The following is a 12,313-nucleotide window of genomic DNA, read 5'->3' as shown; positions in this document are numbered from 1 at the left end:
CTATCTAATAAATTGGAAATAGTAATATGCAGAAACTTGCACCTGTCATTTTTGTCATTCTGTTGTTTACAGGTTTAGTGTGGACAATTATTAGCATCAATCAAACAGAACAGACCTCATCTTATGAAACTTGGTCCGCTTTCATTTATAAGAATGGCTATAACTCAAGTAAATATGAAAAAACCGATGATTTCGACGATTACCCAAGCTGCAAGGCATTTTCAGAACAACAGTCAGAGCAACTCAATAATGTTGTTTGGGAATGTGGCCTTAACTGTAGCTTCGACTCTATGCGACAAGGATTTCATTGTGAAACAATGACTAATGAGTAAGTGTTGTTAAGCGACTTAAACTGAATTCCTTTAACTGCAATTTTAAAATATCAATCACAAAGAAAAACTCCATCGGTAACCAGCTGTTTTTATTTCATAAAAACCGACAGTCCAGCACGATCAATCGACAGCTCACTTTTCGTTCAGCCTTGGTACATTAAGTATTCGATAACATACGTAGCAAGCAAACGCATTCCCAGAGGAAAACCTCTTAGCTAACGGGCCATAAATCGTCGTTAAGAGTCAACGGTTACTAAACTGGTTACTGATTAATATTTGGAGTCCAATATGAACTACTCAAACATTACAACACTGCCATTTTCTGGCCGTATGGCATTTTTTGCAGCAATACTTTTCTCATTCAGCTTCATCGGCCAAGCAAATGCCAATGACTTTACCCCTGCAGAGCAAGCAGCAGTGGACGGCCACTTTGAGATCCTAGCAGAGCAGCAAGCTCAATCGGATACTGCGTTAGAGAACAAGATTCAGACTGAATTTGATGACCAAGTCAGCGACTCAGAAGAAGAGTTTATGGAGCTGACCTGTGAGGCTCACAGTTTTGATTTCGACAGTGAAGTAAGCGCTTGCGTCGATTAAGCGAGCTTAATATAACAAAAACGAGGCATAGCCTCGTTTTTTGGTTTCTAACTCCCCATACACCCAAGCGACTTAATACATAGAACTTTGTCACTTATCGATAAGCTGAATCCTGCCTTTCGAAGATATTTGAGGATAAACTAAATTGGCAAAGCTGCACTAAGGATTGGATAGGTCGCTTTTAGTTGTTTTTTCTTATGTGAAACTTCTTCCCCCGCAGGTGAAGCTTGCCCTGTAGGCACATAAGCAAGCTCATCATCAGCACTATTTTCATAGTTCTGACCCGCTATCAAGTCATATTCCCCGTAAAGAAAATACATAACCAGCTGTTTTAATATGATAAAAACCTGAAGTTCAACGCAATCAATTAACAGCTCACTTTTTGTTCAGCTCTGGTACATGAAGTATTCGTTAACATACGTATCAAGCAAACACATCCCCAGAGGAAAACCTCTTAGCTGACGAGCTATAAATCGTCGTTAAGAGTCAACGGTTCCTAAACTGGTTACTGATTAATATTTGGAGTCCAATATGAACTACTCAAACATTACAACACTGCCATTTTCTGGCCGTATGGCATTTTTTGCAGCAATACTTTTCTCATTGAGCTTCATCGGCCAAGCAAATGCCAATGACTTTACCCCTGCAGAGCAAGCAGCAGTGGACGGCCACTTTGAGATCCTAGCAGAGCAGCAGGCTCAATCAGATATTGCGTTAGAGAACAAAATTCAGGCTGAATTTGATGACCAAGTCAGCGACTCAGAAGAAGAGTTTATGGAGCTGACTTGTGAGGCTCACGGTTTTGATTTCGACAGTGAAGTAAGCGCCTGCGTCGACTAAGCGAACTTAATATCACAAACACGAGGCATAGCCTCGTTTTTTGGTTTCTAACTCCCCATACACCCAAGCGACTTCATACATAGAACTCTGTCACTTATCGATAAGCTGAATCCTGCCTTTCGAGGATAAACTAAAACGGAAAAGCTGCACTTAGGATTGGATAGGTCGCTTTTAGTTGTTTTTTCTTATGTGAAAATTTCTTCCCTACAGGGGAAGCTTGTCCTGATGGCACATAAGGAAGCTCATCATCCGCACGCTCTTCATAGAGCTGACCCGCTATCAAGTCATACTCATCGAGAAAAGGATAAGCTGAACCATCTTTTTCAGGCCATTCAAGTAACTTACCAAGCTCATCTGGCGACTCGACAACAGTGTCGTACCACTGTTTTCCCAGTGAGATCAAAAAACAGCGAAACTCAGCAAAAGCATACTCAGAATCACATCCAGTGATGATATAGGCAGCCCCCCACACTGACCACGAATACGAACGACGCATTTGCTGGCCAAAGATCTTGTCAAAATCACGAAGCTCATCATTATTCAGCGGGCTCAGGTTTTGCTTTAATGACTCAGCTAAATCTGTTTGATTTTGCTGAGGAGATGTACGGGTAACCAGTTCCCAAAACTGTGACTCTGTCATTGTGCTCTCTAAAAATACGGTGGTATAACGCTATTCTAGCGTAATACCCGATAAAATAGCCAAGCTTGGCAATTAAAACTAAATGAGCGATTGTATGGACTCGCCGCACTGATTTTTTTACACTCACCGTTATCTCCCTCAAGCACGACGACGCTTAATGCGTCAATAATTAGGTATCCAATGAAGAAACCTCACCCAATGCTGGCAATTTTAATGGCTATATATGTCTTGGTTGCCTTTGTAGCGTTATGGCGCACCGCGACAACACAAACATACGACTTGTTCACCCTTGGTGTGTTTCCAGTGTTGTACGGGCTGGTACTACGTCAATTTTGGGCTGTTGTGTTATTAAAAATATACCTAGCGATTCAAACAGTGGCACTGCTCGCACTGGCTACAGCCGCAATCATTGCTTATCAAATTACGCCTGAAGATGTGAAAGTGGTTTTCCAAGGACGAAACATTCCTATTAGTACCATTGTTATCTCTGCATTAATCGCCATGAGCTTCCAGTACTGGGTCGCCTTTAGTCAAAAAACAAAGCGTTACTTTAAACAAGAAGAATAGTTTCAAAACTGATAAACGACATCGATTTATAATGTTTAAAATCAACCATATAATAAATAATAATAACAAGTGGTAAAGCTATTTATGAGCAATTTACAACCTAGCGAACTCTCCATATTGCTCGTTGAGCCTTCAGATACTCAACGTAAAATTATCGTTAACCGATTAGAACAAGAGGGCGTGAAACAGATCCAAACAGCCACCAACCTTGAGCAGGCACTCAGTATTATTAAGCGCCACCAGCCAGATCTGGTTGCCAGTGCAATGCACTTTGAAGATGGCACCGCATTAGAGTTGCTAAAACAACTCAAATCATCAGAGCAGTTTAGTGACATCCAGTTTATGCTGGTTTCTAGCGAGTGTCGCCGCGAGCAGTTAGAAAGCTATCGTCAGTCAGGCGTTGTCGCTATTCTCCCTAAGCCCTTTACTTCAATCCACCTCGGAAAAGCACTCAACGCCACGATTGATCTACTAAGCCACGACGAATTAGACCTCACCCACTTCGATGTACAAGATCTGCGAGTGCTCGTCGTCGATGACAGCAAGATGGCAAGAAATGTCATTAAGCGTACGATTACCAATTTGGGCTTACGAATGATAACCGAGGCTCAAGATGGCCAAGAAGCCATTGAAATACTGCAGCAGCAGATGTTTGATCTGGTCATCACTGATTACAATATGCCCAGCGTTGATGGTTTAGCATTAACCCAATTTATTCGTAATGATAGCGAGCAATCTCATGTTCCTATTCTAATGGTGTCATCTGAAGCTAACGAAACTCACCTGAGTAACGTTTCACAAGCGGGTGTGAATGCACTTTGTGATAAGCCTTTTGAACCTCAAGTTGTCAAACAAATCCTCTATCAACTGCTTGAAGAGTAGAAAAATTGAGAAATCCTTCCTGTTTTTGACTTTAAAGGTCATTTCATCCACTTAAAGCTCTTTTCAAATGCAAAAGCTTGTGGCATGTTACATAACGCTACTAATAAATAAATCTACGGAAAGAAGAGACGATTCAAATGAATAAGACTGAACTTGTTGCAAAAATGGCTGAATCTGCGGAACTCACTAAAGCTGAAGCCGCACGTGCGTTAAAATCTTTTGAAGAAACTGTTGCAGAAGCGATGAAGAATGGAGAGAAAATCTCTATTGTTGGTTTTGGCTCTTTTGAAACATCAGAGCGTGCTGCTCGCACAGGTCGTAACCCACAGACTGGCAAAGAAATCCAGATCCCTGCGGCTACCGTACCTAAGTTTAAAGCGGGTAAAACGCTTAAAGATAGCGTTAACTAATCACAACTCTTGTGATTTATATAAAACCTCCTAATTAGGAGGTTTTTTTATGCCTGCTAATCGGCTACCACTGCAAGTTCAACCCTTTTTCACTTCAACTTTGCACTCATCCAGTGCCACCTGCCCTAGATTGAATCAATTCCAATTAGCAAATTAGCAACAGTACAAATAACCATCTGTTTTATAACATTAAAATTTCTGGCTTGGTCTTTGCTACATCCTCTTTGACGATGACAAAAATAATATTTATAGGGGAAGAGAATGAACAAGCTACTTACCAATACCGCAGCCGTGACTGCAACTGCGCTAATAAGCTTATCGGCAAATGCCGCAGTAGAAGCCAATATTGGCGCCACTTCTAACTACTTATGGCGCGGTATTACCCAAACCAATGATGCTGTAGCTGTTCAAGGTGGCATTGATTACAGCCACGACGTCGGCTTTTACGCTGGAACATGGGCATCAAATGTCGATTTTGGTAATGAGACCAGTTATGAGGTTGATTTCTATGCAGGCTTTGCTGGCAGCATAGCCGATGAGTTTGGCTATGATATTAGCTATCTTTATTATGCTTACCCAGATGCTGACGACAGCATCGATTTTGGCGAAGCTACAGTTGCGGTAAGCTGGAAATGGATTGAAGTAAGCTACGCACACGTGGTCAACGCCGGAGGTGATGTCATAGGCGACCCCACACTAGATGAGAAAGACATGGGCTATGTGCAAACAACATTGACCTACCCCATCTCAGACACTCTCTCTATTGCAGCGCACTACGGTTACTCAATGGGCGACGTTGTGACGGCTTGGTACAGTACAGACAACTACGCTGACTATTCGATTGCTCTCAGTAAAGACACCGATTTTGGTACTGTCTCTTTTATGGTCAGTGATACAGACTTAACAGATGATGATGCTAAAGTTCTTGTCGGTTATAGCTACAGTTTCGACTTGTAGTCTTTAAATACGTTTTTCATTAAGGGCTTTGTTATTTCTAGCGTAGCTTCTAGCAACAACAGTGGCCCTTAATGAAATGTTTATCTACGCTCAACAGCTTTTCTCATTGTTATTAAATTTCAGTCAACGCCTCGATAAATAGTGTTTTATGCCGTTAATTTCGTGAAACTGTAATTTTGTTACATAGATCGCATATTTTTGGCTAATTGCCTGCTAAATTCTTTCTTAAGCGCTCACTAATGTGGCAGTAACCACTGTCAATATGAGCACGATAAAATCTGTTATTAACCTATATGTATCAATAATATTTTCTTTATTCGACAACGATTAAGGATCAGGGAAATAGGTACTCAATTGAGAGGAATTCGTGATGGCTCAGATACTAGATTTTGTGCCCAACGATGCAGAGATGGAATCATTTACAGCGCCAAAAAATAAACAGGCTGCTGATGATTTAGCGCATAAGAAAGATGTAAAGAAACGCTTAGAAGCTTATTTAGAAAAAACCCAGCTCAACCGAGCGATGGGCGAAGATGAATTTTGGGCTTAATCTCATTGGTATAAGCGCAAAAAAAGCTCCTGAATCAAATCCAGGAGCTTAGTAATACCAAAAAACCTAGTTAAAAAGCTTACTGCTCTGCAGCCTCTGTTTCACGCTTCTTGAGAAAGTATTCTTTCGTCAACGCAAATACCACCGGGCTCAGCAATGCCAAAGCGATTAAGTTCGGTATTGCCATCATCGCATTCAGTGTATCCGCTAACAGCCAAATAAACTCTAATGAACTCACAGCGCCTAATGGCACTACTAGTGTCCAAAGAATTCTAAAGGGCTTAATCGCCTTTACACCAAACAAGAACTGCACACACTTCTCACAGTAAAAGCTCCAACCTAAAATGGTTGTAAATGCAAACACACTCAAGGCTATAGCCACGACATAATTGCCTAATGGAAACGCTTGAGAGAAAGCAAAAGAGGTCAATGCTGCCCCATTTTCACCCGAAGTCCAAGCACCGGACACAATAATCGCTAAGCCAGTAATAGTACAAACGATTAAGGTATCAATGAACGTCCCCAACATCGCCACTAAGCCTTGAGCTACGGGGTTATTTGTTTGCGCTGCAGCGTGAGCAATTGGCGCGCTACCAAGACCCGCTTCGTTAGAAAACACACCACGTGCCACACCAAAGCGAATAGCGGCCCAAACTGCTGCACCGGCAAAACCGCCTTGAGCCGCGACAGGGTTAAAGGCACTGTGGATAATCAGTTCGAATGCTGCTGGGATTTCAGAAGCATAAACGACCAGTACTGCGATGCCAGCGCCTATATAGAATATCGTCATAATCGGTACGAGTTTACCGGCAACATCAGCGATACGTTTAATACCGCCCATCAATACTGCACCTACCAAGACCATCAGCACCACACCGGTAACCCAGCTTGGTACGCCAAAGTTACTGCTTAACGCATCAGCGACTGAGTTAGCCTGTACGGTGTTACCAATACCAAACCCAGCCAGTGCACCAAACAACGCAAATGCAGTGCCTAACCAAGCCCACTTAGAGCTAAGGCCATTCTTGATGTAATACATTGGGCCACCGACGTGGTTACCATTGTCATCAACTTCACGGTATTTTACCGCTAACACCGCTTCTGCGAATTTGGTTGCCATACCGACTAATGCCGTACACCACATCCAAAAAAGTGCACCTGGGCCACCAATAAAAATAGCGGTAGCAACACCCGCAATATTACCCGTACCGATAGTTGCGGAAAGCGACGTCATTAGCGCGTTAAACGGGCTAATCTCACCTTTCATGTTCTTATCTTTGTCAGGAATACGACCTGACCATAACAATTTAAAGCCGGTGCCCAGCTTTAAAATCGGCATAAAACGCAAACCAACAGTGAGAAATAACCCTACCCCTAGGATCAAGACCAGCATAGGAGTCCCCCACACTACACCGTTAATCATGCCAATAAATTCAGTAATAGCTTCCATTCAGACCTCGTAGATACAGATTATTTATAGTTATTTTTTATAATTTTATTTTAAGTGTTTAGGGCTTTTTGATCTTCCCTATGAGAGCAAGGTCAAAAGGTCCTCACCGATTGCGCTAGCTCAAACAATACGCATCGGGTCAAACAGAGTACAACGAAATGTTAACCTTTGAAAAGGCTACACGAGAGAAAGGCACTTGAAGAAAATGACAATAGCGCCCAAAGAAACTATATGGCATTGAATTTCATGAATATTTATAATGCTGCCGCTTGGTTTTTTTACCCAAGGGGAGGCTATGCAGTTTAGTCATTCTCCACAAGCAGCCTACAATGCAGCAACACTAGCCAGCAATGCAGTAACAACAGCCAACAAGCGTGGCTTCGGACTTGTTTCAAAACTGCGATTATTTATCACAAAGCAGGATCTGTTCTGGGTAGCTTAAAAGAGATGATATAAGTAAGGAGTAAAAAGATCGTTGAAACCGCCAAACAAGCCCCAAGCCCTGCAACTTGATACACCCAACCAGACAGTATGGTCCCGATAAGCCTACCCATTGCATTCGCCATATAGTAAAAACCAATGTCGAGTGAGACACCGTCATCACCAGCGTAGCTCACTATAAGGTAGCTGTGTAGAGAAGAGTTGATGGCAAACACCGCACCAAACAGCATCAAACCTGAGATTAATGCAAACTGTAGATCAATCCAGCCGGTAAACATCACAACGGCTAATATTGCTGTCACCAATGTCAATAATCCAGCCCATAGCGTTGCACTCGCGCCATCAGGCGTCTTTGCGCTATTGCGTCCGGTGATTAACGGCGCCGCGGACTGAACCACACCATAACCAATGACCCACAATGCCAAAAAGGCGCCAACACTACTATGCTCCCAACCTAATTGACTGGCTAAAAACACTGGCAGAGCGATGACAAACCACACATCTCTAGCCGCAAATAAGAACAAACGGGCTGCTGAAAGGATATTAACCCGGCGACTTTTTGAAAATATTTCGGTGAATTTAGGCTTAGATTTCGCCTTACCTAAGTCCGCTTTTAAATTGAATATGCTACATAGCCAAACAATGCACAGTAGCGTCGCCATGATGGCCACCGCCCCCGTAAAGCCAGCTACCGTTAATAACACGCCACCTAAAAAGAACCCTGCCCCCTTAAGCGCATTTTTAGAACCTGTAAGCATCGCAACCCAACGATACAGCTTATCTTCGGCATCTTTGGGGACTAAGGTTTTAATCGCACTTTTCGCACTCATCTTATTAAGATCTTTTGCGATACCAGAGAGTGCCTGAGCAGCCATGACCCAAGGTACCGCCAACATAGCACTTGGTAGCAATAACATCGACAGCGCGACTATCTGCAAGCCTAAACCTATGTTCATGGTGCGATTCAGGCCAAGCCTAGCGCCTAGCCAGCCACCGACTAGGTTAGTGATAACCCCAAAAATCTCATAAAACAAAAACAACATGGCAATCGCTAACGGGGTGTAGCCTAAATCATAAAAGTGCAGCACCACCAGCATACGCAGCGCGCCATCGGTCAAGGTAAACGCCCAGTAGTTTCCCGTCACCAACAAATACTGACGAACGCTATCAGGCAAAGCACGGTATTTAGCTAACACTGTTCACCAACCCTCATAATTTTTATACACTAATAACAAGCTAACCAAAGTGATGAACGGTTAGATTTACAAAAACGAAGGTAAAGCCCCCTCAAATAACTTGCCCCGTCACCAACGAATACTGACGAACGCTATCAGGCAAAGCACGGTATTTAGCTAACACTGTTCACCAACCCTCATAATTTTTATACACGAATAACAAGCTAACCAAAGTGATAAACGGTTAGATTTACAAAAACGAAGGTAAAGCCCCCACAAATAACTTACCCCGTCACCAGTAGATACTGACGAATGCTATCAGGCAAAGCACGTTCGATTCCCATCCTAGCCATTACCATCTCAGCCCTTACCGTCTCAGCCCTTCCCGTCTTAGCCCTTCCCAGCTCTTCCGGCTTTATTCGGCTTTATCCTGCTTTCCCTGCTTTATCCTGCTTTTCCGACCTTATCTAACTTACCCACCATAATGGCCAGTTCAGCTGTGCGGTTGGCATAGCCCCACTCATTGTCATACCACACATACAGCTTCACTTGCGTGCCATTAACGACCATCGTCGATAGTGCATCGATGATGCTTGAGCGCGGGTCAGTTTTGTAATCAACCGACACTAATGGACGCTCCTCAAAACCAAGAATATCTTTCAACTCTCCTTCTGCCGCAGCTTTTAGCAAGGCGTTAACTTCCACTTCAGTTGTTTCACGCACTAACTCAAACACGCAATCCGTGAGTGAGGCGTTGGCAAGTGGAATGCGCACGGCATGGCCATTGAGCTTACCTTTTAGCTCAGGAAAAATATGAGTAATAGCGGTAGCACTGCCGGTGGTCGTTGGTATTAGGCTTAAACCACAGGCGCGGGCACGCCTTAGGTCTTTGTGCGGCGCATCAAGAATGGTTTGAGTATTGGTAATGTCATGTATGGTGGTCATCGAGCCATGCTTAATCCCAATTTTTTCATGGATCACTTTCACCACAGGCGCAAGGCAGTTAGTAGTGCATGACGCTGCCGTCACAATAGGGTGAATATCCTTATTGTAAAGATGCTGGTTAACGCCCATGACCACATTAAGTACGCCATCCTCTTTGACTGGCGCGGTGACAACCACTCTTTTGACGCCTTGATCAAGATAAGCTTGCAACAGCGCTTTGGTTTTCATGACACCGGAAGCTTCAATCACCACATCGCAATTTGACCAGTCAGTCGCGGCAATGGTTTTATTGCCAGTAGTCGCGATACGACGTTGACCAATAACAATGTCATCACCTTCGGCGATTGCCTCTTCAGTCCAACGACCGTGCACCGAATCAAATGTCAGCAGGTGCGCTAATGTCGCAGCATCACCTGCAGGGTCATTAATTTGTACAAACTCAACATCCTGATTCTGCCACGCAGCTCTTAATGCCAAGCGTCCCATTCTGCCGAAGCCATTAATCCCAATTTTGATTGTCATTGTCGTTTCTCAACCTTAAATTTTTTAAATACAAATAGAGTTTTTAAACTCAAATAAATATCACTTTGTCTTACAAGGGTCGTTGATCTGACAAGGTTGTTTTTACCACCCTTCGAGTGCTTATCAATGTTGCTTCTCAATTATAAAAAGAGACCAACAAAACTCAGTTATCGAGTTCAACAGACCCTAAGTTGCAGATACTTCGTCCGCAACGAACAGATGTCTATTGCGATTGCATATTGCCACCAGCGATAACATCACAGGCACTTCAACCAACACTCCCACCACAGTGGCAAGCGCAGCCCCGGAGTGCAAGCCAAACAATGATATAGCGACCGCAACTGCCAACTCGAAAAAGTTAGAGGTTGCAATCATACAGGCTGGAGCTGCAATTTTATGGCTTAGCTTCATCTTCTTTGCCGCATAAAAAGCGATAAAGAAAATGCCGTAAGTTTGGATCAGTAACGGAATTGCGATTAGAAAAATATCTTGAGGTTGACTCATAATGGTTTCGGCTTGAAAACCAAACAGCAATACCACAGTGGCCAGTAAGCCAACCATAGACCAAGGCTTTAGCTTAGCCACAAATGCATTTAATTGGCTATCATCGCCCTTTCTCTGCAACAAATAGCGTGTAGCCGCCCCCACCACTAACGGTAGCACCACATAAAGCGCAACGGATGACAGCAATGTCTCCCAGGGAACTTGAATGTCACTCACACCTAACAACAACGCCGTGATGGGCGCAAAGGCCACCACCATAATCAAGTCATTCACTGACACCTGCACGAGTGTGTAATTAGGATCACCTTTAGTTAATTGGCTCCAGACAAATACCATTGCAGTACAAGGTGCCACGCCGAGTAGAATCATCCCTGCGATATATTCACTCGCCGTTTGTGGATCAACAAAATTAACAAAGAAAACTTTAAAGAACAGCCAACCCAGCGCCGCCATCGTAAACGGTTTAATTAGCCAATTGATCACCAATGTCAGCACCAGCCCCTTTGGACTTTTACCGACATCTTTTATTGCAGAAAAATCTATCTGTACCATCATGGGGTAGATCATTACCCAGATTAAAACCGCAATAACCAAATTAACATGGGCGTACTCAAGCCCAGCAATTTGCGTGAACCCACCCGGCATCACATTGCCTAAAAACACACCTACAACGATGGCTAACCCAACCCACACACTTAAATAACGCTCGAAAATACCCATAATCTAAAACCTATAATAATGATCATTGTTCAATTAACAGCAGCGCAATACTCTTTCAGGGCGATCGCCCATTTGTAACAGCCTGGCCAAATTAATCTCGATTAACTCAGGTTGTTGCTGCGCTAGTGTCTGCAAAATATCGCTTGCCCATAACGGCAACTCTGGATTAATACGATAAAAAACCCATTGTCCCTGACGTCGGTCAACTAACATCCCCAGTTTTCTCAACTGCGCTAAATGGCGAGATATTTTAGGTTGGATGTCATCGAGTGCCGTCATCAATTCACAAACGCACAATTCTGATTCCGATTGGATCAGCAATATACTGCGTAGTCGAGTATCGTCGGCGAGTGCTTTAAAAAAAGCTAATGGAGTCATATTGTGCTCTTCGCAAAAGGTGTCTAGAAAACCAGATTAGCCATGTTTTTGTACATATAGTTTTGTACACATAGGATATATGAAAAATAATATATATGTTTTACCGTATATTCAAGTGGAGATTTAAAAATATTATTCACTCTGAAAAATTCGCTGCAGACAGGTTAATGTTTGACTAAGTCATTATAAGTTTAGTATCTAGATGATTTATATAATGATAGGTCGAACATTAAGGCAGGTAAAACAACTGAAAGTAGCGGTTTGCAGCGAGTAAACGCACTCCACCTCATCTATTGGTTTGGGCGAGAGTCTGAACTTAAACATAAGAGTGAAGCCGTAAACCATCACGAAATGGTGACCACGACGGGTAGAAAACACTCATAAAAAAGGCTTCCGAAGAAGC

Annotated in this window: 15 protein-coding genes; 8 read left to right on the top strand and 7 right to left on the bottom strand. The window is 43.1% G+C overall.

The genetic code is table 11. From position 1 onward, the window contains the following. The first annotated feature begins 26 nt into the window (after window positions 1-26). On the top strand, window positions 27-332 hold the full coding sequence (locus L2729_RS04060; protein WP_248987094.1) for a hypothetical protein: 306 nt from the start codon (window positions 27-29) through the stop codon (window positions 330-332). A 288-nt stretch (window positions 333-620) separates the two neighbouring features. Further along, window positions 621-929, top strand: a complete 309-nt coding sequence (locus tag L2729_RS04055; RefSeq protein ID WP_248987093.1) for a hypothetical protein — start codon at window positions 621-623, stop codon at window positions 927-929. 140 nt (window positions 930-1,069) lie between these two features. Here the strand turns inward: L2729_RS04055 and L2729_RS04050 are convergent, their stop codons facing one another. Continuing rightward, window positions 1,070-1,249, bottom strand: coding sequence for a hypothetical protein (locus L2729_RS04050; protein ID WP_248987092.1), 180 nt, complete (start codon window positions 1,247-1,249; stop codon window positions 1,070-1,072). A gap of 211 nt (window positions 1,250-1,460) precedes the next feature. On the opposite strand from L2729_RS04050, the gene L2729_RS04045 reads away from it, so the two are divergent. Continuing rightward, window positions 1,461-1,769 (top strand): hypothetical protein, encoded by a 309-nt coding sequence (locus tag L2729_RS04045; protein WP_248987091.1) that lies wholly within the window; start codon window positions 1,461-1,463, stop codon window positions 1,767-1,769. A gap of 130 nt (window positions 1,770-1,899) precedes the next feature. Here L2729_RS04045 and L2729_RS04040 read toward each other — a convergent pair whose 3' ends face one another. Then, window positions 1,900-2,409: a DUF4240 domain-containing protein gene (locus tag L2729_RS04040; protein WP_248987090.1), complete on the bottom strand. Its 510-nt coding sequence runs from the start codon at window positions 2,407-2,409 to the stop codon at window positions 1,900-1,902. A 180-nt stretch (window positions 2,410-2,589) separates the two neighbouring features. Here L2729_RS04040 and L2729_RS04035 point away from each other — a divergent pair, with 180 nt between their 5' ends. The 5 genes from L2729_RS04035 to L2729_RS04015 all read left to right on the top strand — a co-directional run bounded on the left by L2729_RS04035 (window position 2,590) and on the right by L2729_RS04015 (window position 5,775). After that, entirely contained in the window at window positions 2,590-2,976 is a 387-nt protein-coding gene (locus tag L2729_RS04035; RefSeq protein WP_248987089.1) for a hypothetical protein, read from the top strand. A gap of 84 nt (window positions 2,977-3,060) precedes the next feature. Further along, entirely contained in the window at window positions 3,061-3,858 is a 798-nt protein-coding gene (locus L2729_RS04030; RefSeq protein WP_248987088.1) for a response regulator, read from the top strand. Window positions 3,859-3,995: 137 nt separating this feature from the next. Further along, window positions 3,996-4,268 (top strand): HU family DNA-binding protein, encoded by a 273-nt coding sequence (locus L2729_RS04025; protein ID WP_020910742.1) that lies wholly within the window; start codon window positions 3,996-3,998, stop codon window positions 4,266-4,268. A 261-nt stretch (window positions 4,269-4,529) separates the two neighbouring features. Next, entirely contained in the window at window positions 4,530-5,225 is a 696-nt protein-coding gene (locus L2729_RS04020; RefSeq protein ID WP_248987087.1) for a TorF family putative porin, read from the top strand. Window positions 5,226-5,595: 370 nt separating this feature from the next. Beyond that, window positions 5,596-5,775, top strand: coding sequence for a hypothetical protein (locus L2729_RS04015; protein WP_248987086.1), 180 nt, complete (start codon window positions 5,596-5,598; stop codon window positions 5,773-5,775). A 79-nt stretch (window positions 5,776-5,854) separates the two neighbouring features. Here L2729_RS04015 and L2729_RS04010 read toward each other — a convergent pair whose 3' ends face one another. The 5 genes from L2729_RS04010 to L2729_RS03990 form a co-directional block, all read right to left on the bottom strand. Further along, window positions 5,855-7,225 (bottom strand): alanine/glycine:cation symporter family protein, encoded by a 1,371-nt coding sequence (locus L2729_RS04010; protein ID WP_101089855.1) that lies wholly within the window; start codon window positions 7,223-7,225, stop codon window positions 5,855-5,857. 410 nt (window positions 7,226-7,635) lie between these two features. Further along, window positions 7,636-8,862: an organoarsenical effux MFS transporter ArsJ gene (arsJ, locus tag L2729_RS04005; RefSeq protein WP_248987085.1), complete on the bottom strand. Its 1,227-nt coding sequence runs from the start codon at window positions 8,860-8,862 to the stop codon at window positions 7,636-7,638. Between the two features lie 423 nt (window positions 8,863-9,285). Next, a complete protein-coding gene (locus L2729_RS04000) occupies window positions 9,286-10,308 on the bottom strand; it encodes an ArsJ-associated glyceraldehyde-3-phosphate dehydrogenase (RefSeq protein WP_248987084.1) in 1,023 nt (340 codons plus the stop codon). Between the two features lie 186 nt (window positions 10,309-10,494). Next, window positions 10,495-11,532, bottom strand: a complete 1,038-nt coding sequence (gene arsB / locus L2729_RS03995; RefSeq protein WP_248987083.1) for an ACR3 family arsenite efflux transporter — start codon at window positions 11,530-11,532, stop codon at window positions 10,495-10,497. Between the two features lie 33 nt (window positions 11,533-11,565). After that, a complete protein-coding gene (locus L2729_RS03990; RefSeq protein WP_248987082.1) occupies window positions 11,566-11,910 on the bottom strand; it encodes a metalloregulator ArsR/SmtB family transcription factor in 345 nt (114 codons plus the stop codon). Window positions 11,911-12,313: the final 403 nt, after the last annotated feature.

This window comes from Shewanella gelidimarina, from assembly GCF_023283945.1.
GTDB lineage: Bacteria > Pseudomonadota > Gammaproteobacteria > Enterobacterales > Shewanellaceae > Shewanella > Shewanella gelidimarina.
This window is presented reverse-complemented; position numbering and strand designations above follow the sequence as displayed.